At 56.5% G+C, this 25,702-nt stretch carries 27 protein-coding genes; 13 read left to right on the top strand and 14 right to left on the bottom strand.

Going from position 1 to position 25,702, the window contains the following annotated elements:
• Positions 1–48: 48 nt before the first annotated feature.
• Entirely contained in the window at positions 49–249 is a 201-nt protein-coding gene (locus EXR70_06400; GenBank protein MSP38103.1) for a hypothetical protein, read from the top strand.
• Positions 250–467: 218 nt separating this feature from the next.
• Here EXR70_06400 and EXR70_06395 read toward each other — a convergent pair whose 3' ends face one another.
• From EXR70_06395 to EXR70_06345, 11 genes are all read right to left on the bottom strand, one after another.
• Positions 468–1,427, bottom strand: coding sequence for an LLM class flavin-dependent oxidoreductase (locus tag EXR70_06395; GenBank protein MSP38102.1), 960 nt, complete (start codon positions 1,425–1,427; stop codon positions 468–470).
• Positions 1,428–1,489: 62 nt separating this feature from the next.
• Positions 1,490–1,945, bottom strand: coding sequence for an acyl dehydratase (locus tag EXR70_06390; protein MSP38101.1), 456 nt, complete (start codon positions 1,943–1,945; stop codon positions 1,490–1,492).
• Positions 1,942–3,144 carry a CoA transferase gene (locus EXR70_06385; GenBank protein MSP38100.1) on the bottom strand — a complete coding sequence of 401 codons (1,203 nt, stop codon included), beginning with the start codon at positions 3,142–3,144 and terminating at the stop codon, positions 1,942–1,944. The genes EXR70_06390 and EXR70_06385 overlap by 4 nt, the downstream gene beginning before the upstream one ends.
• A gap of 172 nt (positions 3,145–3,316) precedes the next feature.
• Positions 3,317–3,691, bottom strand: coding sequence for a carboxymuconolactone decarboxylase family protein (locus EXR70_06380; GenBank protein ID MSP38099.1), 375 nt, complete (start codon positions 3,689–3,691; stop codon positions 3,317–3,319).
• 207 nt (positions 3,692–3,898) lie between these two features.
• The gene (locus tag EXR70_06375; protein MSP38098.1) at positions 3,899–5,581 is read right to left on the bottom strand and encodes a thiamine pyrophosphate-binding protein; all 1,683 of its coding nucleotides are present in this window, start codon (positions 5,579–5,581) and stop codon (positions 3,899–3,901) included.
• A gap of 109 nt (positions 5,582–5,690) precedes the next feature.
• Positions 5,691–6,770, bottom strand: a complete 1,080-nt coding sequence (locus EXR70_06370; protein ID MSP38097.1) for an ABC transporter substrate-binding protein — start codon at positions 6,768–6,770, stop codon at positions 5,691–5,693.
• Between the two features lie 127 nt (positions 6,771–6,897).
• Positions 6,898–7,881, bottom strand: a complete 984-nt coding sequence (locus EXR70_06365) for an ABC transporter substrate-binding protein (protein ID MSP38096.1) — start codon at positions 7,879–7,881, stop codon at positions 6,898–6,900.
• 97 nt (positions 7,882–7,978) lie between these two features.
• Positions 7,979–8,962 (bottom strand): ABC transporter substrate-binding protein, encoded by a 984-nt coding sequence (locus tag EXR70_06360; protein MSP38095.1) that lies wholly within the window; start codon positions 8,960–8,962, stop codon positions 7,979–7,981.
• Between the two features lie 253 nt (positions 8,963–9,215).
• Positions 9,216–10,208: an ABC transporter substrate-binding protein gene (locus tag EXR70_06355; protein MSP38094.1), complete on the bottom strand. Its 993-nt coding sequence runs from the start codon at positions 10,206–10,208 to the stop codon at positions 9,216–9,218.
• A gap of 93 nt (positions 10,209–10,301) precedes the next feature.
• The gene (locus EXR70_06350; protein ID MSP38093.1) at positions 10,302–11,135 is read right to left on the bottom strand and encodes an amidohydrolase; all 834 of its coding nucleotides are present in this window, start codon (positions 11,133–11,135) and stop codon (positions 10,302–10,304) included.
• A gap of 10 nt (positions 11,136–11,145) precedes the next feature.
• Positions 11,146–12,348 (bottom strand): hypothetical protein, encoded by a 1,203-nt coding sequence (locus EXR70_06345; protein ID MSP38092.1) that lies wholly within the window; start codon positions 12,346–12,348, stop codon positions 11,146–11,148.
• 213 nt (positions 12,349–12,561) lie between these two features.
• On the opposite strand from EXR70_06345, the gene EXR70_06340 reads away from it, so the two are divergent.
• From EXR70_06340 to EXR70_06290, 11 genes are all read left to right on the top strand, one after another.
• A complete protein-coding gene (locus EXR70_06340; GenBank protein MSP38091.1) occupies positions 12,562–13,584 on the top strand; it encodes an ABC transporter substrate-binding protein in 1,023 nt (340 codons plus the stop codon).
• A 137-nt stretch (positions 13,585–13,721) separates the two neighbouring features.
• Complete coding sequence (locus EXR70_06335; GenBank protein MSP38090.1) at positions 13,722–13,976, top strand: type II toxin-antitoxin system Phd/YefM family antitoxin; 255 nt, start codon at positions 13,722–13,724, stop codon at positions 13,974–13,976.
• Positions 13,973–14,395: a type II toxin-antitoxin system VapC family toxin gene (locus tag EXR70_06330; protein MSP38089.1), complete on the top strand. Its 423-nt coding sequence runs from the start codon at positions 13,973–13,975 to the stop codon at positions 14,393–14,395. The genes EXR70_06335 and EXR70_06330 overlap by 4 nt, the downstream gene beginning before the upstream one ends.
• Before the next feature lie 69 nt (positions 14,396–14,464).
• Entirely contained in the window at positions 14,465–14,740 is a 276-nt protein-coding gene (locus EXR70_06325) for a hypothetical protein (GenBank protein MSP38088.1), read from the top strand.
• Positions 14,737–15,108, top strand: coding sequence for a clan AA aspartic protease (locus tag EXR70_06320; GenBank protein ID MSP38087.1), 372 nt, complete (start codon positions 14,737–14,739; stop codon positions 15,106–15,108). The genes EXR70_06325 and EXR70_06320 overlap by 4 nt, the downstream gene beginning before the upstream one ends.
• A gap of 153 nt (positions 15,109–15,261) precedes the next feature.
• On the top strand, positions 15,262–16,317 hold the full coding sequence (locus EXR70_06315; protein ID MSP38086.1) for a hypothetical protein: 1,056 nt from the start codon (positions 15,262–15,264) through the stop codon (positions 16,315–16,317).
• 11 nt (positions 16,318–16,328) lie between these two features.
• Positions 16,329–17,264 (top strand): ABC transporter substrate-binding protein, encoded by a 936-nt coding sequence (locus EXR70_06310; protein MSP38085.1) that lies wholly within the window; start codon positions 16,329–16,331, stop codon positions 17,262–17,264.
• A gap of 24 nt (positions 17,265–17,288) precedes the next feature.
• Positions 17,289–18,116 (top strand): transporter, encoded by an 828-nt coding sequence (locus EXR70_06305; protein ID MSP38084.1) that lies wholly within the window; start codon positions 17,289–17,291, stop codon positions 18,114–18,116.
• 184 nt (positions 18,117–18,300) lie between these two features.
• The gene (locus tag EXR70_06300; GenBank protein MSP38083.1) at positions 18,301–19,392 is read left to right on the top strand and encodes an amidohydrolase; all 1,092 of its coding nucleotides are present in this window, start codon (positions 18,301–18,303) and stop codon (positions 19,390–19,392) included.
• 35 nt (positions 19,393–19,427) lie between these two features.
• Positions 19,428–20,435 carry an ABC transporter substrate-binding protein gene (locus tag EXR70_06295; GenBank protein ID MSP38082.1) on the top strand — a complete coding sequence of 336 codons (1,008 nt, stop codon included), beginning with the start codon at positions 19,428–19,430 and terminating at the stop codon, positions 20,433–20,435.
• A gap of 9 nt (positions 20,436–20,444) precedes the next feature.
• A complete protein-coding gene (locus tag EXR70_06290) occupies positions 20,445–21,389 on the top strand; it encodes an ABC transporter substrate-binding protein (protein MSP38081.1) in 945 nt (314 codons plus the stop codon).
• A gap of 267 nt (positions 21,390–21,656) precedes the next feature.
• Here the strand turns inward: EXR70_06290 and EXR70_06285 are convergent, their stop codons facing one another.
• On the bottom strand, positions 21,657–22,796 hold the full coding sequence (locus EXR70_06285; protein ID MSP38080.1) for an acyl-CoA dehydrogenase: 1,140 nt from the start codon (positions 22,794–22,796) through the stop codon (positions 21,657–21,659).
• Between the two features lie 127 nt (positions 22,797–22,923).
• Complete coding sequence (locus EXR70_06280) at positions 22,924–23,910, bottom strand: ABC transporter substrate-binding protein (GenBank protein ID MSP38079.1); 987 nt, start codon at positions 23,908–23,910, stop codon at positions 22,924–22,926.
• 152 nt (positions 23,911–24,062) lie between these two features.
• Between EXR70_06280 and EXR70_06275 the strand changes: the two genes are divergently transcribed.
• Positions 24,063–25,022 (top strand): ABC transporter substrate-binding protein, encoded by a 960-nt coding sequence (locus EXR70_06275; protein MSP38078.1) that lies wholly within the window; start codon positions 24,063–24,065, stop codon positions 25,020–25,022.
• A gap of 49 nt (positions 25,023–25,071) precedes the next feature.
• Here EXR70_06275 and EXR70_06270 read toward each other — a convergent pair whose 3' ends face one another.
• Positions 25,072–25,479, bottom strand: a complete 408-nt coding sequence (locus EXR70_06270) for a cupin domain-containing protein (GenBank protein MSP38077.1) — start codon at positions 25,477–25,479, stop codon at positions 25,072–25,074.
• Positions 25,480–25,702: the final 223 nt, after the last annotated feature.

The raw sequence follows: 25,702 nt of genomic DNA, 5'->3' as shown, positions 1-25,702 counted from the left end.
TGCTGAAGCTATGAAGCGAGCAGCAATTTAACGTCAGAGAGGGACAATATGGAAACGTCAGTCAGCAACGACACCTACGAGATTCGCCACGAGAACGCAACGTATGAAGCGGCGGTTTGCCACCGCTGCAACGCCAAGATGTTTCCGGCGGAATTGCTCGAAGCCCACATGGATCGTCATCAACTCAAAGATATGTATTTGGAAAGCGAACTGAAGAAATTGCAGTACGCGATGAACAGAATGCGTTAGACTCGCGCCGGTCGCCCGCCGGCTCAACCGTGTTTCCCGAGCGCAACATGGGCCTCCTCCTCAGTTCACGTTTGCGGCTAACCCCCAGGGTGTCCCCTTTCCCCAGAGGGGACACCCTTTCCTCTAAAAAGGATTTTTCATTTTTCCAGAACGTTTCAGCGCGTCGTCGTGACCACGCGCTATGATTTCTTTTCGCGCGGTCATAGCAATTCGTTATGTCAGTCGATCAAGCCGCGCCGATTTAGCGCTTCGGCGCAGGCTTCGACGGCGCCCAACTGATCGCGGGCGGCGAAACGGAGCACGACGGTGCGCGCGCCGGCGGCGATATACTTTTCCATCCAGTCGATCACTTCGTCCCAGGAGCCGGTGACGCAGAGCATGGCGTTGACCACGGCTTCGTAGGAGCGGTTGTAGTATTGGGCGAGAAAAGTTTGGCCTTCGACGACGGCGTCGTGATCGCCGGCGGCGAGAGTAAAATAAATGCTCGGGTGGATCGCATCGGCAGGGCGGCCAGCTTGCACCGCGTAGTCGCGGACTTTTTCCCAGCAGACGGAGAATACTTCGGGCGACTTGATGTTGTTGATCCAAGCGTCAGCCGTGCGCCCGACCCGTTTGAGTCCCGGCTCGATATCGTTAGACGCCAGCCAGATCGGCACGCCGCCGGGCTGGATGGTTTTCGGCTCGATGGTGACGTGATCGAAGCGCGTGAACTTGCCTTGATAGGAAACGTCGTTCTCGCGCCAGAGCCGGCGCATGACGTCGACGACTTCTTCGCTCATCTTCATGCGCGCGCTCGGATCGAGTCCCAAAATTTCGAACTCATGTTCCGCCGCGGCTTCTTTGGGCCGTCCGTAGCCGATGCCGAAATCGACCCGCCCACCGGTCAGCCAGTCGAGGCTGGCGAGTTGATAGGCGAGCAAAATCGGATTGCGCAGCGCGGCTAAATAAATCGCCGTGCCGAGCCGCACGCGTTGCGTGCGCGCGCCGACGGCGGCAAGCGTGGTTAACGCGTCGATGCGCGGCCGCGCCGTCAAACTGTCGCCGACCCAGACCGAATGAAATCCCAATGCCTCGGCGCGCTCGGCGATTCGATAGAGACTCGACGAATCGGCGCGCCCCGACATGATCGCTTCGCGAGTGGGCAGGAGGACGCCGAAGTTTATCGGTGTTTGATTCATAGGCTTATTCGGTGACCTTGTTTTGCTTTGCGCAAACGGACGACCGCCGGTCGCCCCTACCTCTATTTATTATCGCCGCCGCGGATCAGCCGTGCCACGTCATATTCCATGATCGCTTCGCCGCGTTGATTTTTCACCCACTGGCGGTAGCGAACGATGCCGCCGCCTCGGGCGGGCACGGGTTTGGTGTCGAGCACTTCGATTTCGACTTCGATCGTATCGTTGACTTTCACGGGCGCGAACAGGCGCATCTTATCGAGGCCGGCGAAGGCCAAGCCGGTGCCGTGGATCAATCCGGTCTGCACCGTCAATCCTTCGGCGAGGGCAAAAGTCAAACTGCCGGGCGCGATGCGCTCGCCGAAGAGACTTTCCTTGCGAATGTATTCCATGTCCAAGAACAGCGGTTCGGTGAGACCGACGAGATTGACGAACGTCAGAATGTCGTGTTCGGTGACCGTGCGCCGGCCGGTTTGGTAACGATCGCCGGCGTGAAATTGTTCAAATGTTTTGCCGTTCATATCACTTTCTCTTTTTTCAGTTGGTCGATTTGTTCGCTCGCCATTCCAAGCCAATTCGACAGCACCTCGCCGCTGTGCTCACCGAGCAACGGCGGCGGCAAGCGCACTGACGCCGGCGTGGCGGAAAATTTTACTGGGATGCCAGCCATGCGAAGTTTCCCCGCGGTTGGATGGTCGACTTCGACCAGCATGTTTCGATGCAGCACCTGCGGCGCGGCGAAAACTTGATCGATGGTTTGCACCGGCGCGCAGGGAACATCGGCTTCAGTTAGAACATTAACCCAATCTTCAGTGCTGCGGCTCATGAAAACCGTAGAAAGAATGTCGATCAATTCTTTTCGGTTCTCGACTCGATTGGCGTTCTTCTCGAAGCGCGGATCGTCGGCCAGGTCGGCTTTACCAAGAGCGGGACAAAGCCGTTTCCAAATCGTTTCGCTTGCAGCGCCCAGGACCAAGAAGCTGTCGGCGGTCTGAAAGCTTTGATAGGGCACGATGGTCGGATGGGCGTTGCCCCAGCGCTCGGGAGTTTTGCCGCTGATGAGATAATTGCTGCCGACGTTGATCAACGCCGCGACTTCAGCTTCGAGCAGCGAGGTGTCGATTTTTTGGCCGACGCCGATTTTTTCCCGGGCGTAGAGCGCGGCGACGATCGACTTGCCGAGCATCAAGCCCGCGACCAGATCGATGATCGCGACTCCCACTTTCAGCGGACCGCTGTCGTCCGTGCCGGTAATGCTCATCAGGCCGCCCCAGGCTTGCACGATGAGATCGTAGCCGGGAATGTCCGCCATCGGCCCGTCGGCGCCGAAGCCCGACAACGACGCGTAGACGAGATTCGGATTCGTTGCGCGCAAATCTTTTTCGCCGAGACCGAGCCGATCCATGGCGCCGGGGCGAAAGTTTTCGATGAGGACATCGGCGCGCTCCGCCAATTGTCGAATCAACGCGACGCCTTCAGCCGATTTGAGATCGACGGTGAGGCTTTTTTTATTTCGATTGACGCAGAGAAAATAAGCGCTCTCGCCGCCGGAAAATGGCGGGCCCCAGCCGCGCGTGTCGTCGCCGACGCCGGGCTGTTCGACTTTGACGACCTCGGCGCCGAGATCGCCGAGAAACATCGTGCAGTACGGACCGGCAAGCACGCGCGTCAAATCGAGGACCCGGATGCCGGCGAGGGGGCCGTTATTCGCTTCGCTCATAGTTCCAATCGTTCAATCCCCCGGCTTTCGCCGGGGTCCGTTCAAGACGTTTTGGAAAATCTTACTTCCTCTCCCTCTGGGAGAGGATTGAGGTGAGGGCAAGGGCGACCGCCGGTCGCCCCTACAAGAGGCCATCACCCTTGCCCTCTCCCAGAGGGAGAGGGGCTCAGAGTCATTTAAACTCGATTCCTTTGGCTTTAAGAATTTCGTCCAAGGTTTCCACGCCGAGCCACAGACCGGGCATGCCGCCGGGGATCGCGGCGACTTCGACGGCTTCCAAGATTTCTCTCGGCGCCGCGCCTAAAGTCAGCGCTCGTTCGCTGTGCAGTTTGACGCCGCGCGGGCGATTGAGCGCGCAGCAGATGCCGACCATGATCAGCTCTTTGGTTTTGCGCGGTAGCGCGCCCTCGCGGCCGAAGGTGCCGTCGACGTAGAGGCCTTTGAGTTTTTCAAAATACTCCGGGTCGAGTTTAGCGATGATGTCGTAAGCTTTGTTCTGTGCGCCGAGCGCGGTTTTTTCGAAAGCGCTTTGAGATTCGTTGGCCATGTTACCTCCTCAGTTTGCGTTACCAGATTGACCAGAAAGTTTTCACCACGAAGGACACGAAGGTCACGAAGTTCGGAGTCTTAATCCTCCGAACCCTTCGTGTCCGTCGTGAACTTCGTGGTGAAGAATATCCTTGCCTCTTTAGTTGCCTCTGTCGAATTTCGCCCTTTGCCGTCCCGATCGCCCTGAGCCTGTCGAAGGGTGCGGCTAATCCTTCCGAGTATTCTGGCTGATCACGACGTCGACCAGCGCTGGGCCGTTTTGCTCTAAGGCCCGCTTGAGCGCTGGTTCAATTGCGTCGGGATGCTCCACGCGCTCGCCGAAAATTCCAAAAGTTTCCGCCAGCCTGGCGAAGTTGATTTCCGGGCCGGAAATTTCCGCGCCCATTTCGGCGGCGATGCGGATTCTTTCTTCGGATCCACGGAACTGATTCTTCACCGCCATGTAAGCGCGATTATTAAATACGATGACGACAAGTGGGATGCGATACTTCGCCAGCGTCCAAAGACCTTGCAGGCCGAACATGGTGCTGCCGTCGCCGAGACAGGCGACGACGCGGCGCTTGGGCGAGGCGAGTTTGGCGCCGATCGCTGCGCCCAGACCCCAGCCGAGAAATCCGCCCGACGAGTTGGAAAAATAATCGCGCCCCGGCGAGAACTGAAAGTTCGACATCAAGAGATCTTTGCTGGTGGGGCTTTCGTTGACGATTAACGCGTCTTTCTCGATGAGCCGGTCCATCGTGCGCGCGAGCCGCGCGGCGTTGATCGGCGTGGCGTCCCAGCCTTTGCTGACGCGGCTTTCGATGTCGGCGGTGGCTTGTTGCTTGGCTTTGCCGATGCATTCCAAGCGCTCGCTCTTAACCGCCGCTGTCGGTTCGACTTTCGGATAGAATTCGATCAGTGACTTGAGCGCGCTCTTGGCGTCGGCGACGATACCGACGTCGACGGGAAAAACTTTGCCGATCTCCCAGGGATCTTCTTCGATGTGAACCACTTTCGTCGCCGGCTTGATGACGGGATCGGGGATATAGCGATATTCCCGGATCAGGCGGCAGCCGATGGCAATGATGACATCCGGCTCACCCCACACGGGTAAATCGAATGAAGGTTGCCGTTCGGCGATCTGAAAACTCTGCGGGTGGGTGGTCGGAAAAGACAGAAACGAATAGCGCGGCTCCATGACCACCGGCGCGGCGACCATTTCGGCGAGCTTGATCAATTCTTCGGTCGCGCCGCATTTCGCGATGGCGCTGCCGGCGACGATCAACGGCCGCTTCGCTTGCGCGAGCAGCTTGGCTGCTTCTGCCAACGCTTCCGGATCGCCGGCGATGCGCGGCGAAATCCGCGAACGTTCCGCGTCTGGATTTGCGACTGTGATCGGCTCGCCGAGGAGATTGCTCGGCAGTGCGAGATAGACCGGTCCGGTCGGCGGCGTCGAAGCCACTTTGAAAGCGCGATTCAAATATTCCGGGATGCGGTCGGCGCGATGAACTTCGGCGCTCCACTTGGTGAACTGCTTGGTCATCTCGACGAGATTCTTTCCCTCGGTGTGGGAGTCGCGGCCGTCGATGCGCGTGTCGACATTCGTAGAAGTGACGATCACCGGCGAGCGGTCGCGGTAAGCATCGTAGAGCGCGCCGACCGAGTTCGCCGACCCGGGCAGCGTGCTCACTTGGGCCAGTTGCGGCCGGCCGGTGACGCGCGCATGACCGTCGGCCATGGACACCACGCAGGTCTCGTGCATCGCCAGGATGAAACGGATTTTTTCCTGATCGGCGATGGTGCCGATAAATTCCTGGCCGCTGGTTCCCGGCAAGCCGAAGATATACTCGACGCCGTGGGCGGCGGCGACTTCTAAATAGGCTTGCGACGCAATTTTTTCTTCGGACATTTCTATCGTCGCTCCTTATCATCGAATAAACGTAGGGGCACTGTACGGGCTTGCGTGTTCGCCCCACTGTCGGGCGCACACATAGGTGCGCCCCTACAATCATTCTTGTTCATCGATACAAACCGTCGATGAAGCCGCTGTCGTCCAATTCTTTTAGCAGAGTTGCGTTAATAAAGCGCTCCGGCTGGGCTTTGGCGGCTTCCGGGCGTTCCTTGGCCGCGAGGTCAAGCAGCGCCTTGACGCCTTTGACCGACGGATAGGGTTTGCGCGGCACGATCTTGGCCGCGAAGTAGTCCCAGGTCGCGCCGACCGCTTCCATGTTGTCCGTGCGCATGTAGCGCGCGATGATTTTCTCGCTCTCTCGTCGGTTGGTCTTGAAATAGTGAATGCCTTCGACGAAGGCGCGCATCAGACGTGACGCGGACGGGCGATTCTGCGTAAGAAATTTCTGGCTGCTGGCCAGACCGGTAATCAGGAACTCGCCGCCCAGCTCCGACATGTCGAGCAGAATATTCATGCCGGCTTTTTGCGCGATGGTGGTGATCGGCGGCAGCAGGATGGCGGCGTCGAGCTGGCCAACTTTCATCGCTTCGAGCCGCGTCGACTGTTCGCCCAACTGCAAAATCGTCACCTCGCGTGGGTCGATCTTCAGATGATTGAGCGCGTAGCGCGCCGCGATATCAGGCGCCGCGCCGAAGCGGTTGACGCCGATGCGTTTGCCTTTGAGCTGGTTCGGCGACGTGATGCTTTTGACCGTGACGAGTTGAAAGGCGAAGGTGTTTACGATTCCAGCCGTCATCACCAGATCAGAACCGGCAAGATTGCTAGCGACGATCGCCGGTCCGGCCATCGCCATCGCTTGCACTTCGTTAGCGATCATCGCCGCCGCTGCCGTCGGCCCGCCGGGAATAAAAATTAGATTGACGTCCAAGCCGTTTTTTCTAAACAGCCCGGCTTCTTTTGTAATCCAGATCGGTGCATAGGCACCGGCTTGAGCGCTGTAGCCGGCGATCATTTTTTCGAGTACGGGCTGGGCAAATACAATGTGAGCGGAGAAGAGCGTCGTCAGGATGATCAAGCTGAAAATGAAATGATCTGCTGTGCAGCGATCGCGCTTCATTTGTCTTTCCTTCAGTCGTCTCACGTGTAGGGGCCGACCTGCGCGTCGGCCCTCCGAACGGGCGGACATTGGAGCGCGGACATTCTTGTCCGCGGTTAATCGCGGGTTAGAATCAGCCAAACAATTTGAGGCTGATCCGTCCTGTGGCGGAAACCCGCGCTCCCTTATCCGCTTCTACCATTGCCTGTTGCGTTCTTCACCGATTCACCTTAGTCGCCCGCACCAACACATTCGGTGGAATCGTCAGGCCGATCTTCTTCGCCGCTATCAGGCTGATGATGAACTCGAACCTCATCGGTTGCTCCACGGGCAAATCCGCAGGCGTCCTGCCTTTCAAAATCTTGTCCACATACGTAGCGGCGCGCCGGAACAAGTCGGGAGTGTTTACGCCGTAGTACATGAGGCCGCCGGCTTCCATAAATTCCGTTTGTGGGTAAATCGCCGGGACCCGGTTCTTTACCGCGAGTTCTGTAATCTGTGCTCGCTGTAAATTGAGGACATTGGTTGGTAGCACGAGGATTGCGTCAACACGCCCTTTGCTCGCGGCTCGAAATGCAGTCTCAATATCGTTCGGACTCAGTACGTCTAGATATTGAATCTTCACTTTCAACACCCCTGCGGCGAGTTCGACCTCTTTTAACACTTGTGCGTGGCCCGGGTTGGTCGAGGTTCCGAGGACGGCCACGCGGGAGAGTTTCGGAACCGTCTCTTGCAGAAGCTCCAGTTGTTTTCCGCTTAGCTCCGGGGCAAAGGTTGCCAATCCCGTGATGTTCCCGCCAGGCCGCGCCAGACTGGCGACGGTCCCGCTGCCAACAGGATCGGGATCCTGCCCCATGACAATGGGAATCGTAGAAGTTGCTTGCTTGGCAGGACGGGTTGCATTGGGACCAGCTGTGACAATGATGTCGACCTTGAGACTCACTAGCTCGGTCGCAAGCGCGGGGAGGCGATCGAACTTTCCCTCTGCCCAACGATACTCAATGACAATGCTTTTCCCCTCTACGTAGCCAAGCTCGCGCAGACCCTGCCGGAATGCCTCGCGGCGGTTCGGGGAAGTGGAAGGGGAGGAGCCAGATAGGTATCCTATCCGTGGAATTCTCGTCGGCTGCTGGGCCTGGGCGACGCAAACATTTGCAAGAAAGAAAATTAGCAGTAGCCAGACAATAATTTTTTTCATCATCGGTTTCGCTCCTGTGTTTTTACTGACACCAGTCGGACCCGTGTAGGGGCCGACCTGCGTGTCGGCCCGTTCGGAGGGCGGACACACAGGTCCGCCCCTACCTGATCACCTTAGTCGCCCGCACCAACACATTCGGTGGAATCGTCAGGCCGATCTGCTTGGCCGCTATCAGGCTGATGATGAACTCGAACCTCATCGGCTGCTCTACGGGAAGATCCGCGGGCGTCCTGCCTTTCAAAATCTTGTCCACATACGTAGCGGCGCGCCGGTCCAAGTCGTTGAAATTCACGCCGTAGGTCATGAGGCCCCCGTCTTCGACAAATTCTGCCCTGTCGTACATCGCCGGTAGCCGGTTCTTTACCGCGAGTTCTACAATCCGTGTTCGATGAGAATTGAAGACGGGGCTGTTCAGCGTGAGGGCTGCTTCAGCACGTCCCTTGCTCGCGGCTCGGAATGTAGTCTCAATATCCTTGGGCTCTAGCACGTCTAGGTATTGAAGCTGCACCTTCAACACCCTTGCGGCGAGTTCCATCTCGTTTAACATTTGCGCGTAGCCGGGCACGGTCGAAGTCCCAACGATGGCCACGCGGGAGAGCTTAGGAACTGTTTCCTTCAGCAGTTCCAGTCGTTTTCCGCTTAACTCAGGGGCAAGAGTAGATAACCCAGTGATGTTTCCGCCCGGTTGCGCTAGGCTGGCGACGAACCCGCTGCCAACAGGATCGGGATGTTGCGCCATAACAATGGGAATTGTAACAGTCGCTTCCCTAGCAGCACGGGTTGATGACGGACCACCCGAGACGATGATGTCGACCTTGAGACGCACTAGCTCGGCCGCGAGCGCGGGGAGGCGATCAGGCTTGCCGTCCGCATATCGATGCTCGATGGCGATGTTCTTCCCCTCGACGTACCCTAACTCGCGCAGACCCTGCCGGAAGGCCTCGGTGCGGGCCGACGTAGCCGCGCGGGAGTTAGCAGCTAGGTATCCTATCCGGGGGATTTTCGTTGGCTGCTGCGCCTGAGCGACGGAAACATTTGCAACAAAGAAAATTATCAGTAGCCAGACAAGAATTTTTTTCGTCATGGGTTTCGCTCCTGTGATTTTACTGACACCTGACAACTGTCTACCTTAAACCAAATCCAAAACCTGTCCAGAGTAGAGCCATCGCGATCGTCACCCCGGTGAAAGCCGGGGTCCATCCCATCCCCATAACCTGGATACCGTTTTCCAACGGTATGACGGACGCTGTCCGTCACCTGGATTCCCGCGTGCGCGGGAATGACGGATGGTGGAACGATGTTGGTTACATTGAAACTTCGCGGATCGATACTTAAGCTTACGGCCAAACCGACTTGATGAATCCCGTCGCTTCCAACTCGTCCATGAAGCTCGTGTCCATGAATTCCTCGGCTCTGCGGTCTTTGGCTTTGGGGTTGTTCTCGGCGATCAGGCTTAGAGAATTTTCGATGCCTTTAGTATTGAGTTTGGGGATTTTCTTAATGTAACGACTCGCGAACAGGTCGTGGGTGGTCGCCAGCATATCGCGATCGCTGACGCCGCCGTATTTCCTCAGTGCGCGAATGCCGAGCTCGCGGTCGGTGAGAAGGCGCTTGGTCCCCTCGATGTAGGCCTTGAGAAATCGCAGCACGATGTCGCGATTGGCCTTGAGGTAGCGGCGGCTCGCAACCACAGTGCTGGCAGGACTCTCGAATCCCGATTCAGCGAAATCGATCATCGTGCGCAAATTGAACTTTTCGGCGTGCACCGAAGTCGGGAAGGACAGCATGCCGCCGTCGACGGTTTTTTGGGCGATGGCGATGGCGATATCGGGCATCCTGCCGATCTGAATGAGCTTGACGTCTTTCTGCGCTTCCAACCCCCAGTTCTTGAGCGCGGGCCGGAGCAGCAAATCAGTCAACGATCCGAACCCCGTCACAGCGAGAGTCTTGCCGCGCAGGTCCTGCGGTTTGGCGATGTTCGGATGAACCATCAATTTCATGATCTGGTTGTCGATGGAGCTGGCCACTTGCATCAAGTCGGCTCCACCAACAGCTGCTTGCAAGTAGACAACCGATGATACTGTCGCAATGTCGAGCTGGTCAGAGACGTGAACTTGTATCAGCTTGACGCCTTGAACGTAAACCATCTCGACATCTAAGCCGTATTTTTCTAAGAGCCCCGCTTCCTTGGTCGCGAAAAGCGGATAGAAAGCCGCGCTCGGCGACGGGTAGCCGACGCGAAGCTTGACGTTCGCAGTGCTCTGCGCCGCGAACGAATGGAGAATGGAGAATTGAAAATTGATAATTAGGAGGAATAGGACTTGTTTCATCGATCATTTTCCCGAGGCGTTACAGGTTTTAAGAAGCCCTCACCCTGGCCCTCTCCCACTCTGTGGGCGAGGGGATAAGAGTGAACTGCGCTATCACAGGCCGAACAGAGCCTTCGCATTGTCCACTAACAGCTTGTCCTTCACCGCCGGTTTGAAATTCATTTTGTCGAAGCTCGCCAACGCTTTTTCTAAATCGACATAGGGGAAGTCGGTGCCGAACAGCGCTTTGTCTTGCAAACGGCCGCCGATGGCTTTTTGAAAAATCTCCGGCAGTTGTTCGGCCAAGTAGCCGGAGGTGTCGACGAAAAGATTTTTTTTATGAGTGACGACGCCGATCAGTTCTTGTTCCCAGGGCCAGCCCGGATGGGCGGCGATGATTTTCATCTTGGGAAAATCCCGCGCAAGAGTGTCGAGATGAATTGGCCTGCCGTAATCGAGGGCGATGCCGCTGCCGCCGTCGGTATTCGCTCCTAGCACAGTGAAGCCGACGTGGAACATCACGGGCTTGCCGCCGGCCTGGAGAACTTCCCAGATATCGTAAAAGCGTTTGTCGTTGGGATAGAAACCTTGATCGGGCGGATGGAACTTGAAACCTTTGACGTTGGGATTCTGCACCAACTCCGCCGCGTAGTGCGCGACGGCGGTTAAATCTACCGCGTTGGTATCGAGTGAAGCGAGGATGCCGGGGAAAGTTTCAGGATACTTGCCGACGAGTTCCAGCACATGCTCGTTGCTGTTGCGCGCGCCTTCGTTGACCGTCGAGGGATGCCAACCGATCAGCAGCGCTTGAACGTCGTTCTTCGCGTACAACTCGGCGAAACCTTCCGCTGTTTGCGGGATATCGGCGAGGTTTCTTCTGAAGTAGCCGCAAGCGTGATGGTCGAGGCCGCGGGTGCTGGGATGGACGTGAACGTCGATGGCTTTCATAAAAGTTCGCTTATTCCCTGCGGGCTAGGTGAAAAGTTTTCTTACCGTTACTCATCTCAGCGAGAATTGCTGGAATCGCCAAGGGGTTCTGGCCGAGCATGCGATTGGTTTTCTCCAACTCCTCTCGCAGCACTGCTGCGCCGGTGGCGTCGATCTCTTTCAACGGTGGCCGGGACATCTTGATTCCTTCCGTCGCGACAAAGTCCACTGTCGCCGGCGCTTCGCCTAGCTCCGCGACTCGCGCGGCGGCGATCAACATCGAAGTCATGAGCGCGCGCTTGATGCTTTCGTCGTCGACAGATTTACCGTGAGCATCGGCTAATTCATAAATCTTCGGATTGGGCTTCTGATCGACATAGAATCTTGGGTTGTCTTTGGCGAGGCGGCTTAGCAGCGGCGACGAGCGCAGAAACGCGTCGCCGCGCAGTTCCGCCATGATGCGCGTGACGTCTTCGACGATGGACGGCTTCCAACTATCGAAGCTGATCAACGGCGGCAGCAGTTTTAGTTCCTTGGCCGCCTGATCGACCTGCTCGATGCGCGCGCCGCATTCCAACAAGCGCACTGCCATGACCGCGTAGACCATCAGAATGCCATTCGAGACGAATCCGGAGATGTCTTGCGTCGGGACGGGTTCGCGGTCGAGAATTTTTAAGAATTCCAAGATCGTTTCTCGGTTCGCCGCGTCGATGTCGCCGGTGACGACTTCGACCATCTGGGTGTAGAGCACGGGATTGAAGAAATGCGTCAAAGCAAACTTTTTGCCGTCGACATTTTCGTCAGTCAATAAAGTCGCGCGCGTCACCGAGGACGTGTTGGTCGTGAGCAGCCCGTTGAAGCCGCTATCGCGAAGCGTTTTGTAGACGGCGAGTTTGGTTCTGGCGTTTTCCGAAACCGCTTCGGTGATCAGATCGGCATTAACTAGTCCAACGAGACTGCTGGACGGGATTAGCAGTGTGCGAAGATTGTCGATCTCCCGGTCCGCGATGCGGTTGCGTTTGTGCAAACGATCGATAGTTTGCTCACGCCGGTCGGTCAGCGAATCCATTATTGATTTCGCCGCGTCATAGACGAGTGTGCGAAAGCCTTTCATGGCGTAGAGAAAGGCGATGTCGAAGCCCATCACGCCAAGGCCGACGACGCCGACGGTTTTGATTGGATCGTTCATGTGCTCGTAGTGCGGGAACCAATTCGACTCGACCGGAAATATCATAGGCGACAGGGCAACTCAATGTTGTGAAATTGTTCGCCTTGACTTGGTAGAGGGCGTTCTCTATTACTGCGTGCGAGCGCGCAAAGCCGCAGCTAAAGATTCGGAACCGGAGAATTAACCGCAAAAAGCGCAAAGGGCGCAAAAAAGATTTCCGAATTGTAGGGGTGGGTTTTAAACCCGCCCTCTTGGCTTTGAACGTTCGTGAAATGGAAGATGGTTTCGATGAAACGCTTCGAGATATTGGCTTTAGTGGCTATCTTGTTTCCCACGCTGGCAGTTTCGAGCGCCGGCATCGCTCGGGCCGCCCAGGCGGCCGAGCTGGAAAAGCTCAACGTCTGCTACTCGTCCATCGCAGCGACTTCGATCACCACGTGGGTGCCGCAGGAAGCGGGGATTTTTAAAAAATACGGTCTCGACGTAAACGTCATTTACGTTGCCGGCGCCCAGGCGATTACGACGTTGCTCTCCGGCGATGCCCATATCGTGCAAGGTTCGGGAGCGGCGGCGGCGTTGTCGCGCTTGTCGGGCTCGGATGCGATTACCATCGCGACCACGATCAATGTGATTCCCATGAGCCTGGTGACCACGCCGGATATCGCCACGGCGCAAGATTTAAAGGGAAAGACCTTCGGCGTCAGCCGGTTCGGTTCGCTCACCGATCTCGGTTTGCGCAAAGCCGTGGCCGAATTCGGTCTCGATCCGAACAAAGACATCAAGATGATTCAAACCGGCGGTGTGCCGGAGATTTTACTATTCATGCAGCAGGGCGTGATCAAAGGCGGCTTGATTTCCTCGCCGACTTTGGAGAAGGCCAAAGAGTTGGGATACCGAGAGTTGATGAATTTAGGGGAAGTCAAATTTCGCTATCCCGGCACGGCGCTAGTGACTACCGATTCGTTCATTCGCAACCGGCCGCAGACATTGAATCGCTTTCTCAAGGCAACCTTGGAAGGAATCAAATACGCCAAGGCCAATCCCGACTTCACCGTGCGCGTGCTCGGCAAGTACACGCGCAACACGGATACGAAGTTGCTGATGAGCGCATTTAAAAGCTACGTGCTCGGTTACATCCGCAACATCCCGACGGTCACGCTGCCGGAAATGGAAGCGGTGATGGAAGACTTGGCCGAGCGCAATGCCAAGGCCAAAGGCGTAGACGCGCGCCGCTTTTACGATCCGGCGCCGCTGGATCAGTTGGCTAAGGAAGGGTTCATTAAAGAATTGTATTCGCGGTAAAAAACAGAATCCCGTTCAAGTAGTTTAAATCGTTCAAGCCGTTTCGGAACTGGAAAGCTGCGAATCCTTGGCGCGCCCTTTCGTTGTTCTCCAAGAATCGGTATTATAGCCAGACTAGCCAGAATGGGAGGTGACTCATGTCGACGGCGAAATGGCAGTTGCAAGACGCGAAGAACCGTTTCTCCGAAGTCGTTCGCAAGGCGCGAAGCGAAGGCCCGCAGGTTATCACGTTGCATGGGGAGGATGCGGCGGTTGTTGTTTCAACGAAGGATTACCGAATGTTTGCCCCACGGAAGGGAAGCCTGGTCGATTTTTTTCGCAAATCACCGCTCGTCGGCGTTGATCTTGATCTGACACGCAGCCGGGATACCGGTAGAAAGGTTAGGCTGTGAGTTATCTGCTCGACACCTGCGTGGTTTCCGAGTTGGTAAAGAAAAGTCCTCGCCGTCAGGTGGTAAACTGGATAGACGCTCAGGAGGAATCGACGCTTTACCTGAGTGCGTTAACGATTGGCGAACTCGAAAAAGGGATCGTAAAGCTGCCTGCTTCGGCTCGCAAGACTAGACTGACGACTTGGGTTCGGCGTGATCTGACCGCAAGATTTACTGGCCGCGTGCTATCGATAGACGCGCGCGTTGCATCGCATTGGGGGACGATCACCGGTGCGTCGGAGCGGCGAGGGTTGCCGTTGCCAGTCGTCGATAGTCTTATCGCCGCGACCGCTTTGGTCAATGAGCTTCAGATGGTGTCCCGTAATACGGAAGATTTTGCACGCTGCGGAGTTGTCTGCCTCAATCTGTGGGAAGAATAGCGGAAGCTTACGTTGTGTGCGATGATTTCAGCATGTTTGCCACCCGCACGGTCGAAAAGGAGGAATGATATGGGTTCTCAACAACCGCTCTTTAGCAAGGAAGAGTTCGCGAGGCGGGGCGATGAAATTTATCAGCGCATGGTTTTGCCACAGCTCTCGCCAGGGGATGAAGGTAAGTTTGTTGCGATCGATATCCAAACCGAAGCCTTCGAAATCGACGGCGACGAACTGGTCGCGTCGGATCGCCTGCTAGCGAAACACCCCGACGCACAGACTTGGTTACTGCGTGTTGGCTCTCGCTATGTTCGGCGCTTCGGTCCACGTGGTCACTCGCCGCAACTATGATCACGGGGATCGTCACTGCTGCCCGAGAAGCCGTCATCGTTCTAAATGTGCGCGGGCCAAGCGGTCAAGAAGTAGAAATTCACGCAGTGATCGATACGGGGTTCGATGGTTCACTGACTCTTCCCGCCCAGGTTATTACGTCGTTAAGACTGCCATGGCGACGCCGGGGCAGGTCGCTGTTGGCTGACGGCAATGAGACCTTGTTCGATATCTATGAAGCTACGGTGATTTGGCACGGCAGCCCGCGGCGGGTCGCGGTCGATCTGGTCGATCTCGTGCCCTTGGTTGGCATGTCTCTTCTCTACGCCTCTGAGCTGACAATCAGAGTTGTTGAAAGGGGTAGCGTTCTCATCACGCCTTTGACCTAATCGACCGTTCGAAAACTTTGGCTTTGCTTTCGGCGCCTGCGGTTTCCCTTGACGGTCACCGTTGGCCTGACATAAGTAAGACAGAAAACATTTTTTACTTCGGGCAATCCCTTGGGGTTGCCTTTTCCATTATCCGTGGCGAAAGGAACTCCCATGAAAGCTGCGATTCTCTACGAAGCGCGCCAGCCGCTTAAGATCGAAGATCTGGAAATGCCGGACGTGCACGATGAAGACGTGTTGATCAAAGTTGTGTCGTGCGGCGTGTGCCACACCGATTTGAAAGTCATCGAGGGGCGCAATCGCTTTACGCCGCCGACGATTCTCGGCCACGAGGTGGCGGGCACGGTCGAGCAAGTTGGCGCGCAGTGTAAGGATTTCAAAGTCGGCGACCGGGTGATCATCGGCATGCGCTACAAATGCGGCCGGTGCCGCTATTGCTTATCCGCCCATGAAAATCTCTGCGAACGCCGGCCGGCGCCGCCCAATCTGAAAAAGAAAGACGGCACGGTGGTGACCCGTTGGAACGTCGGCGGCTTCGCTCAATACGTTTCGGTGCCGGCGTATATGATTTTTAAAATTCCCGATGGCATCTCGATGGAAGAGGCGAGCGTGGTCGGCTGCCGGGTGACCACGGCGTACAACGCGGTGAAGCATCGCGGCAAGTTGGAGCCCAACGAATCGGCGCTGGTGATCGGCTGCGGCGGCATCGGCCTCAATACGATTCAATTCCTCAAATGCTTCGGCGCCTATCCGATCATCGCCGTCGATATCGCCGAAGATAAGCTAGCCGCGGCGAAAAGTTTCGGCGCGACGCATACGATCAACGCCAGCGCCGAAGATCCGGTCAAGGCGGTGATCAAACTCACTGCTGGAGGCGTCGATAAATCTTTCGAGGCGATCGGCAACGGCAAAACTTCCGATCAAATCATTCAGGCGACCCGGCCGGGCGGCACGGCGACGATCATCGGCGGCTTGGGCAGCGGGCCGTTTACCATCAGCAGCGGCAACTTCGTTACCAAAGAAATCACCATCACCGGCGTATCGAGCCGCCAGGCCAACGATGTCGATGAAGTATTTCAGATGGCCCAGCAGGGGCGCATCGAATTAAAAAATTTGATCACCAAGAGCTATCGCTACGAGCAGATCAACGAAGCGTTGGACGATTTGGAGCATGGCAAGCTGCGCATGGGCATTTCGTTGTGGAACTAGGATAACGAAAAATGCTTCGTCGGCCGATTTTCATCGTGTTGTTGCTGCTGATTTGCGTTTGCGAATCTTCGGCGCAGACGACGCCCGTGCGTATCGCCTTCAACGGTTTCGGCGGCGTCGCGCCGCTTGCTTTGGGCCAAGACGTGGGGATTTTTAAGAAGCACAATTTATCGTTGGAAATGATTTTCATTCCCGGCGGCTCGTTGTCATTGCAAGCGTTGATCGGCAAGAGCCTCGATCTTTTGATGACCGGCGGGCCGCCGGTGGCTAATGCGGTTCTTCAGGGAGCGAAAATCAAAATCATCGGCGGCGTGATCAATCTGTTACCTTACACCTTCGTCGCCGTCGGCGGCATTCGCGGCGCCGAGCAGCTCAAGGGTAAAAAGATCGGCATCAGCCGCTTCGGCAGCAACACCGACTATGTCGTGCGCTTGGCGCTGAATCAATTCGGCTTGCCGGTGAACGATGTGCAGATCCTGCAAATCGGCGGTTCCCAGGCGCGGCTGGTGGCGATGAAGAGCGGTGCCATCGCCGCGACTGTGCTTAGTCCTGAAGAAGCGGTGGTGGCGCAGACCATGGGCTACGGCGTGCTGCTCGATTTTATCGAAAAGGGCATCGAGTTTCCCCATGTGAATTTTGTCGCGCGGGACGATTATCTCGATAGCCAATCGCAAACCGTGCGGACGTTTCTGCGCGCCTACATCGAGTCGCTGCGTTATTACAAAAGTCATCGCACTGAAGCGGTTAAAAAGATCGTCGCTTTGAGCAAACTTCCCGACAACCGCATGGGCGAAGTGGTTTATGACGGCTCGCTGCGCGCCACGCCCGACGATGGTAAGCCGACGCTCAAAGGCATGGAGATCGTCTTGGAAGGCGTCGCCAAAGAAAATCCTAAAGCCAAGGCACTCACAGTTCAACAATTGATCGATTTGCGCTATTTTCAATAAAGCTTTCTCGGTGGCGGAGGATTGATGGGGCAAAACTTAATCGGTGGCTTGTTGCTGATGGCTCTGTGTGGATTGGGCGGTTTGTCGTTGGCTGCGGAGAGACCGATCGACGTGATCGAAGATAATAGTTTTCTAATCGAAGAGGCTTACAACCAAGAGCTGGGAGTGATTCAGCATATCTTCGGTTTCACGTATAATCACGACTCGCGCCGGCCCGGATGGACGTTTAGCTTCACGCAGGAGTGGCCGATTTTTTCCCAGGATCATCAGTTCTCCTACACGATTCCGTCGTATCATTTACATGACGGCGGCGAGCGGGTTTCGGGAGTGGGAGATATCTTGCTCAATTATCGTTACCAGTTGCTCATGGAGGACGACGCCAAGCCGGCAATTGCGCCGCGTTTGAGTTTGATTCTACCGACCGGCGATCGCAAAACCGGCACCGGCAACAACGTCGTCGGTTACCAGGTTAATCTGCCGTTCAGCAAAAAATGGACCGATAGAATCGCGACCCACGCCAACTTCGGCTTGACCGCGCTGCCGCATGTGCATGGGCCGACCGGGAAACATTCATTAGTCTCTTACAATGTCGGCGCCAGCGGCATTTACGCGCTGTTCTCGCGCTTTCACTTGATGCTCGAATGGATAGGCAACTTCGAGCAGACGCTCAACGACGCCGGCCGCACAGAGCGCGCTTTCAAACCGATCCTTTCGCCGGGATTGCGCACGGCGATCGTCAATGAGGAGAAATTGCAAATCGTCGTCGGCGCGGCCTCGCCCATCGGGCTCAACCGCAAGGCCGACAATCATGGCGCGTTTCTTTATTTATCGGTTGAGCATGATCTGTTTTAGACGGGTTGAGACGGTTAAAAGTTGTGCCCCTTCCGGGTTTCCAGTGAAGAAGTATTCACCACAGAGGCACAGAGTTCACAGAGTTCGGAATGTTTTTTAATCAAAACCTCTTTACTCCGAACCCTCCGCGCCTCCGCGGTGAGCCAAAAGGAAGCCTGAAGAGCTAAAGTTCTGGAGGTAAACCATGCAGGGAATTATTGACGCGGACACGCATATCTCAGAGGGCGCGGCGATGTGGGCATTAATGGATCGTGCGATGCAGCCGCGCCGGCCGGTGATGTTATCGGTGCCGGAAGATACTTGGTACGGCAATCGCAATGCTTTCTGGCTCATCGACGGCGAGATCTATCCCAAGCCGGCGGGCAAGGGCAGCTTCGCGCTGGTGACGCCGTCGGAACAGCAGGTCCAAGTCGGCCGCAAGGACTCGGCGCCGGCGACCCGCGAGATGACCGATATCAAAGGCCGGCTGGCGGATATGGATAAGCTCAACACGGCGTTGCAGATCGTCTATCCGACGCTGTTTTTGGTTTATAATACCAAGGACAAAGAACTGGAAGTGGCGCTGTGCCGCGCTTACAACCGTTTCCTCGCCCAGGCCTGTGCCCAGTCGAACGGGCGTATGACGTGGGTGGCGGTGTTGCCGTTTCAGACTATGAACGTGGCGCTGGACGAAATCCGTTTCGCCAAGCAGAACGGCGCGGTGGGGATTTTCTTTCGCGGCATCGAGGGCGAGTACACTCTCGAAAATCCTTATCTCTTTCCAGTTTACGAAGAGGCGCAGAAACACAATCTATCGATCTGCGTGCACACCGGCTGCGGCGTCAGGCAAGTCTTGGAGATGTTCGATCTGTCGCGCAACCACACCTTCGGCCACACCCGGGTGATGCCGCTGTTGGCCTTTCGCGATTTGGTCGCTAATAAAATTCCCGAACAGTTTCCCGGTCTGCGTTTCGGTTTCATCGAAGCGGCGGCGGGCTGGGCGCCGTTTTTGATGCACATCATTCGCCGATTGCTAAAAGACAAGTTTAAATACGCATCGAGCGCCGAATTGTTTCGCGAGTACCGGCTGTTCATCGCCTGCGAAGCCGACGAAGATATTCCCTACATCGCCAAATGCATGGGCGACGATCATTTACTCATCGGTTCGGACTATCCGCACAGCGATCCGTCGCGGGAAGATCAGTTCGTCAACGCCATCAACATGCGCAGCGACATCCCGGCGCCGCTCAAGCAGAAAATTCTTTACGACAACCCACGCGCGTTTTATGCGCTTTGAAGATTGGAGTGATGGAGTAATGGAGTGGTGGAGTGATGGGTTTCCGGCCCCAACACTCCAGTACTCCATCACTCCAGGGTGGGGTGCGCATGACTAAAGGAATCCTGCTTGCATTGTTTGTAATGCTTACTCTTCCGGGGTGGGGCCGGAGCCAGGAAGTCTTCATCGGCAATCCGGGCAAGAGCCTAAATTTTTTTCACTTCGATCTGGCCATTGAGCGGGGCTTTTTTCGCGAGCTCGGGCTCGACGTCAAATTGCTCAATACCAAGTGCGATGTCGCGGTGACGGCGTTGCTCACCGGCGATCTGCAAGCGAGCGGCTGCGTCGGCACGGCGTCGCGGGTGATCGCCAGCCAGAACGTGCCGGTGCGCACGGTGATCTGGTTGTTCAAGAAACCGACGTTTTACGTCGTCGCCAAGCCGGAGATTCGCAGCGCGGCGGATCTGCGCGGCAAGATCGTCGGCATCAGCTCTTTCGGCAGCGACACCGACTTGGCGATGAAAGTTTACGCCCAGAGCGGCAAGCTCGATCCGGAAAAAGATATCAAGCGCATCGTCGCCGGCTCGACGGCGACGCGCTTGCAAGGTTTGAAGGCCGGCTCCATGGACGCGACCACGCTGTCGCCGCCGTTCAACATTTACGCCGAGCAGATGGGCTTGCGGGTGCTGGCTTACACCGGCGACTTTCTGGAATTTCCCCAGAGCGGTTTTACGGTTTCCGATGCGACGTTGAAGAACAAGCGCGACCTGATTAAACGGCTACTGCGCGGTACCCTGCGCGGATTGCAGTTCACTTTGAAAAACCGCGCTGATACGGTTCGCTTCATCGCTAAGGATTACAAGCTCCAAGAAGCGGTGGCGGACAAAGTTTATACTTCGCTGTTGCCGGCGATGAGCGAGAACGGTTTGGCCACTGACAAAGGCTTGCGCAATATGATCGACACCCTCGGCACGGCGGTGGGCAAGAACGTCGACTTTCCGCCGGAGCGGTTGGTGGATTACACCTTGTTGAGAGAAGTGCAAAAAGAGATGGGGATTCAGTAAGGATTTACTATGCAAACTCAGGGCGCGATCGTTTTCATTCTGACCGGCATCCTTGGCATCGCGACAATGGCGTTGAGCGCGGAAGCGCCGCCGAAAGTGCGTATCGCCTACGCCAGCCGAAGCAGCTCGGCATTGCCGCAATATATGGCGCTGCAAAAAGGTTTCTTCAAAGCCGAAGGTTTGGACGTCGAGATCATTCAGATGAATCCGCGGCTCGGCGCCACCGCCGTGGTCAACGGCGACGTGTCTTTCGCCACACCATTCACCAGCACGTTTCGCGGCGTCTTGCAGGGTTTTCCAATGAAACTGGTCTTCGTGCATATCAAGAAAGGGCCCTACTACGTGATGGTGCGGCCGGAGATCAAGGACGTGCAGCAGCTTCGAGGCAAAAAAATCGGCGTGGCGACGATCAAAGGCACGGATCAATTGGTCGCCGAAGAGATGCTCCAAGCCAAAGGCTTCAACACCAATCTGTTACAAGCCGTCGCTATCGGCGATGGGCCGGTGCGCATGCAGGCGCTAGTCAGCGGCGTGGTGGAGGCGATCTGCGTCGCGCCACCGCACGATCTAATGCTGCGCAAAATGGGTTACAACGCGCTGCTCGGACCGCCGGAAATCGGCCTTCCTTCCGCCGGCATGCTCACCTCGGATCGTTTGATCAAGGAGAATCCCCAGATTGTCCGGCGCACGCTCAAGGCGCTATTGCGGGCGCACTATCACATTGTCGAAAACCGCCAGGACGCGATTCAAACTCTGATCAAGTGGCTGCCCCAACCGATTGACATCGCCGAACACTCCTATGACGCCGAGTTAAAGACGCTGAATCGCGACGGCACCATGACCGACGCGGAGATCGAGTCGATTATCGAGCGCATCGGCGAAAAGAAACGGCCGTTGGACGAAGTGAGAGATTTTTCCTTCGCGCGGGCGGCGCTGAAAGAGATCGGACGGTGAAGATTGGATTTCCGAAAGGCGTCGGTAGTGGTTCGATCTCGCTTCAACGACACGTTTACGTAGGGGAGGACCTGCGTGTCCGCCCGCTCGGACGGGCGACCACATAGGGTCCCCCTACAGGAGATCCCATTCCGCTAGCAGGCTGCTGAAAAAAGCGGAACATGCTTCGACAGGCTCAGCATGAACGGATTTTTCTCAGCTAATTCAATTCCCTCTCCGTTCGGCCTGAGCTTGTCGAAGGCCTCCGAAAGGTTTTTCAGCAGCCGGCTAGTGATTCCGATTGGTATCGAACGGCTCGCCGAGTTCCGACGCGCCGACGATCTGGGCGGCGATGTCGTGGCGGCCGTGCATCATGTGCAAATGCATGTCGCGGTAGAAACGCTCCAGCGGATGTTTGACGAACAGCGCTGTCGAGCCGCAGATTTCAGCCGTGCTCCAGATCATCTTTTCTAACATTTCTTTGGCCAGCCATTTCGCTTGGTGGGCGGCGATCATCGCTTCGTTGGAATTTTTTTTGAACATGCGCACGGCGGTGTAGAGGGTCAGCCGGGCGGCGTCGAGCATGGCTTTCAACTCGCCGAAGCGCAATTGTCGATAAGAGTCTTTACCACCGCCGCGTTCGCGAATGTAGGCCAGCGCCCAGTCGTACATGGCGCGCGCCGAGCCCAAATAATTCGCAGTGAAGGCGAAGTTTATTTTCCCCATCCAGTTCTCGTCGAGAAATTGCCCCGGACGGCCGAGCAGGTTTTCTTCCGGCACGAAACAATCTTTCAAGTACAGCCATGGGCTGACGCAGGCGCGCATGCCGGTGGGACGCCAGGCTTCTGTGTCGATGGTTAAACCAGGCGTGTCTTTGTGGAGCATGCACATGATCGGCTTGGGATGGAAGTCGGACGCGATGCGGCCGATCCAGAGCCATTCCGCCATGCTTGCATTGGTGGCGTAATGTTTGGTGCCGCTGAGCAGATAACCGCCGGCGACTTTTTTCGCCGCTGTTGGAGGCACGCCCAAGGGTTCGGCGCCGGCGCCGGGGAGTAAGGCGCCGCGGTTTATCGTCGGTTCGATCCACTTTTGAATTTGCTCGTCGCTGGCCATGGCGTCGATCATCATCAGGCCGTTGTTGTGCACTTGAAAGCAGTGCGCCGTGGATGGATTGCCGTAAGCAAGATGCTCGTCGATGAGAAAGAAGCTCAGCGGATCGTCGCCGTAAAGTCCGAAGCCCAAGCCACCGCGTTTTTTATCGAGGTTGGCGAGCAGCCAGCCTTCGCGGTGGATGTCGAGGAGATCATCCGCCGGCATGGCGAAGTCGGCGTCGTACTGTGCCGCCCGTGGCGCCATGCGCTCCTTGGCCAAGGCGCTGACGCGCTCGATGAGCGCTTGCTGTGCTGGGGTGAAGCCGAAGTCCAAGGGGGCAGCCTGCTTGTCGTGGAGGAATTAACTTACCACGGAGGACACGGAGGGCACGGAGTTCGGAAAACGATATTTCTTTCCTCCGTGTGCTCCGTGTCCTCCGTGGTGAGAGAGTCTTTTCCCTCTACTTATACAGTTCCTTGATGAAACCGGATTTTTCCAACTCGGCGACAAACGAGTTGTCGATGAACTGCTCCGGTTTGGCGGTTTTGGCGGCGGGGTTGATCGCGTAGTTGAGCACCGCCTGCATCGCTGAAGTTGAGACGTAGGGCGCCTGCTCCCACGCTTTCGCATAGGTGTTGTAGGTTTCGTCGAGGTCCTCTTTGTTTTCAGTCTTGGTCCATTTGCCGATCACTTGCTTGGTGGTTTCCGGGTCGGTGAGGGCGATCTTGGTCGCTTCGATGTACGCTTGCACGTACCGGCGCACTTTATCCGGGTTACTCTTGATGAAGTCGCGGGTGGTCGCGAGACCGGCGTGGATCATCGATATGTTGCGTGCCGTGATGTCGACTAGTTCCTTGAGTCCGGCTTGCTTGGCCTTCAACGTCGTCGGCGCCGAAACGATGCCGGCGTCGATGCGGCCTTGGCTTAATGCGGTGATCATGTCGGGCATACCTTGCAAATGGGTAATCAGCACATCTTTGCCAGGGACCAAGCCAGCCTGTTGGAGCAGCATCCGCGCCGCTAGATCGGTGGTCGAGCCAGGCAGCGTGACTCCGAGAGTCTTACCTTTTAAATCCGACAATTGTTTGAATTCCGGTTTGCTATAGATCGACAATACCGCGCGGTTGAGAATGCCAATAATGAAAGCGACCCGCGCGCCGCCGAGGCCGGCTTCGATCAATTCCGTCGCCGGGTTGACGATGTCGGCGCTGCCGGACAAGAGCGCCTGGGTGCCGGTGGCCGAGAGCATATACTTGAGATCGACGGCTAAGCCGTATTTGTTAAAGACCCCTTTATCCTGGGCGATCCACAGCGGCGCGAAGGCACCGCCGATGGACGCATAAGTCGCCCGCAACGGTATCAGCTCGGCGCCGCGAACGGCGGTGTTTGCCGGGAAAATTGTCATGAGTACAAATAAGCAAACAAGACGGATGGTACGAAGATGCATTGGCAACCCTCCTGAGAAAAAGTTTAGGTAGATATAATAAAAAATCCGGCCTTGCGCTAGGGATGGCGATCACATAGGGAGTTTCGCTACCTATTTCCTGGCGGCTTATGTTAGGAAGGAAGCGCAAAGCCAATTGATTGGGAGGGAATTCCATGGCCAGTAAATTATTGCGGTTGTTAAGCGCGATCCTGATCGGCGCGATGTCCAGCTCGGTTATACCGGCCCGAGCGGCGGAAGCGCCGCAGAAAATTCGCTTCGCGTACGCCAGCCGCAGCAACATCGTCACGCCGAAGCATATTGCGCAATCACGGGGGTATTTCAAAGCCGAAGGGTTGGAAGTCGAGATGATCCAGATGAATCCGCGCCTGAGCGCCACCGCGATCATCAACGGCGACGTAACTTACGCCGACGCGTTCACCAGTACTTTTCGCGGCATGATGCAGGGCTTCCCGATCAAGTTGGTGATGGTGCACCAAAAGAAGGGGCCGTATTTTCTGATCGCGCGGCCGGATATCAAAGACATTCAACAGCTCAAAGGCAAGCGGCTCGGCGTCGCCACGCTGCGCGGCTCGGATCACTTGGTGGCGGACGAGTTGATGCTCGCCAAAGGCTTCAATCCCGCCGCCGTGCAGCCCATCGTCATCGGCGACGCGTCGATGCGTTATCAGGCGATGGTCGGCGGCATCATCGATGTCGTGGCGGTGGCCACGCCCCATGATCTGATGCTGCGCCAAAAAGGGTTCTCCACCCTCGCCGGTCCGCCGGAAGTCGGCGTGCCCGGTGCCGGCGTGTTTACGCCGGAAAAATTTCTTCGCGAAAACTCGCTGGTGGTGCGTAAGACTTTGCGCGCGCTCCTACGCGCCCAGCATTACATTCTCGAAAACCGCCACGAGACCATTCAAGCGCTGTTGCAATGGCTACCCCAGTCGCCCGAAGTGGCGGCCCATTCCTACGACTACGAACTAAAAGGACTGAGCCGGGACGGTTTGATGACGGACGCCGAACTGGACGCGCTGATGGTCAAACTGGGCGATAAGAAACGGCCCATCGATGAAGTGCGGGATTTCTCGCTAGCGCGTCAGGCGTTGAAGGAGTTGGAGAGCGGTAAATAATAGGGGGCGCGCGACCGCCCCCTACATATCGATTTCAGCAAGCGGCCGGCTAGGTGCGCGCGCCGAAGGTGTTCTGTTGGATCATCCAATCTTTTTGCGGTGACAGGTCGACGCGCTTGTTGTCGACGTTTTGGTCCTTGGCGGTGACGCGGAGAACTTCCAGAGTTTCGCTCGAGGCGCTTTCGAACCAGTATTTGAAGCCGCGCGGCACCAACAGGCCTTCGCCCTTTTGATATTCGCCGAGGACCTTGTCGCCTTCGCCGTAAAATCTGATGGCGCCGCTGACAACGTACCAGAAGGCGTCTTCACCGGTGTGAGTGTGCAGATTATTCTCCCCGCCGCCTTTCACCACCTGGACTTGAACCTTCATCAGGTCACTGTTGCAAACATGCCAAGTTTTCTTTGGCCCCTCGAACTCGACGGTTTTGTGTCTGAACTCTTTGGTCTCCTGTGCCATGGGTCACCTCGCTTTTAAGATTTGCCGCCAGCTTATGCCGGTTTGGGGACGGCGGTCAAGCGCAGGGAGAGCGTGATGTTGTAGCAAAGTGATTATGTCAGGGGTTAACGGCAACGTAATTATGTCAGGGTGGAAGGATGACAACCCTGACAATGAAAGACGAGAAACGACTAGACGTAATTCAACGAGTATATCGCAGCGAGATCACCGTGGTTGAGGCCGC

This window comes from Deltaproteobacteria bacterium, from assembly GCA_009692615.1.
GTDB lineage: Bacteria > Desulfobacterota > Binatia > UBA9968 > UBA9968 > DP-20.
The sequence above is the reverse complement of the archived record's forward strand: the minus strand, read 5'-3'. Positions and strand labels throughout refer to the sequence as shown.

Coding starts and splice junctions, on each gene's coding strand:
- EXR70_06400 (MSP38103.1), top strand. CDS start 49: ATGGAAACGTCAGTCAGCAACGACACCTACGAGATTCGCCACGAGAAC.
- EXR70_06395 (MSP38102.1), bottom strand. CDS start 1,427: ATGAATCAAACACCGATAAACTTCGGCGTCCTCCTGCCCACTCGCGAA.
- EXR70_06390 (MSP38101.1), bottom strand. CDS start 1,945: ATGAACGGCAAAACATTTGAACAATTTCACGCCGGCGATCGTTACCAA.
- EXR70_06385 (MSP38100.1), bottom strand. CDS start 3,144: ATGAGCGAAGCGAATAACGGCCCCCTCGCCGGCATCCGGGTCCTCGAT.
- EXR70_06380 (MSP38099.1), bottom strand. CDS start 3,691: ATGGCCAACGAATCTCAAAGCGCTTTCGAAAAAACCGCGCTCGGCGCA.
- EXR70_06375 (MSP38098.1), bottom strand. CDS start 5,581: ATGTCCGAAGAAAAAATTGCGTCGCAAGCCTATTTAGAAGTCGCCGCC.
- EXR70_06370 (MSP38097.1), bottom strand. CDS start 6,770: ATGTCCGCCCGTTCGGAGGGCCGACGCGCAGGTCGGCCCCTACACGTG.
- EXR70_06365 (MSP38096.1), bottom strand. CDS start 7,881: ATGATGAAAAAAATTATTGTCTGGCTACTGCTAATTTTCTTTCTTGCA.
- EXR70_06360 (MSP38095.1), bottom strand. CDS start 8,962: ATGACGAAAAAAATTCTTGTCTGGCTACTGATAATTTTCTTTGTTGCA.
- EXR70_06355 (MSP38094.1), bottom strand. CDS start 10,208: ATGAAACAAGTCCTATTCCTCCTAATTATCAATTTTCAATTCTCCATT.
- EXR70_06350 (MSP38093.1), bottom strand. CDS start 11,135: ATGAAAGCCATCGACGTTCACGTCCATCCCAGCACCCGCGGCCTCGAC.
- EXR70_06345 (MSP38092.1), bottom strand. CDS start 12,348: ATGATATTTCCGGTCGAGTCGAATTGGTTCCCGCACTACGAGCACATG.
- EXR70_06340 (MSP38091.1), top strand. CDS start 12,562: ATGGTTTCGATGAAACGCTTCGAGATATTGGCTTTAGTGGCTATCTTG.
- EXR70_06335 (MSP38090.1), top strand. CDS start 13,722: ATGTCGACGGCGAAATGGCAGTTGCAAGACGCGAAGAACCGTTTCTCC.
- EXR70_06325 (MSP38088.1), top strand. CDS start 14,465: ATGGGTTCTCAACAACCGCTCTTTAGCAAGGAAGAGTTCGCGAGGCGG.
- EXR70_06320 (MSP38087.1), top strand. CDS start 14,737: ATGATCACGGGGATCGTCACTGCTGCCCGAGAAGCCGTCATCGTTCTA.
- EXR70_06315 (MSP38086.1), top strand. CDS start 15,262: ATGAAAGCTGCGATTCTCTACGAAGCGCGCCAGCCGCTTAAGATCGAA.
- EXR70_06310 (MSP38085.1), top strand. CDS start 16,329: ATGCTTCGTCGGCCGATTTTCATCGTGTTGTTGCTGCTGATTTGCGTT.
- EXR70_06305 (MSP38084.1), top strand. CDS start 17,289: ATGGGGCAAAACTTAATCGGTGGCTTGTTGCTGATGGCTCTGTGTGGA.
- EXR70_06300 (MSP38083.1), top strand. CDS start 18,301: ATGCAGGGAATTATTGACGCGGACACGCATATCTCAGAGGGCGCGGCG.
- EXR70_06295 (MSP38082.1), top strand. CDS start 19,428: ATGGGTTTCCGGCCCCAACACTCCAGTACTCCATCACTCCAGGGTGGG.
- EXR70_06290 (MSP38081.1), top strand. CDS start 20,445: ATGCAAACTCAGGGCGCGATCGTTTTCATTCTGACCGGCATCCTTGGC.
- EXR70_06280 (MSP38079.1), bottom strand. CDS start 23,910: ATGCATCTTCGTACCATCCGTCTTGTTTGCTTATTTGTACTCATGACA.
- EXR70_06275 (MSP38078.1), top strand. CDS start 24,063: ATGGCCAGTAAATTATTGCGGTTGTTAAGCGCGATCCTGATCGGCGCG.
- EXR70_06270 (MSP38077.1), bottom strand. CDS start 25,479: ATGGCACAGGAGACCAAAGAGTTCAGACACAAAACCGTCGAGTTCGAG.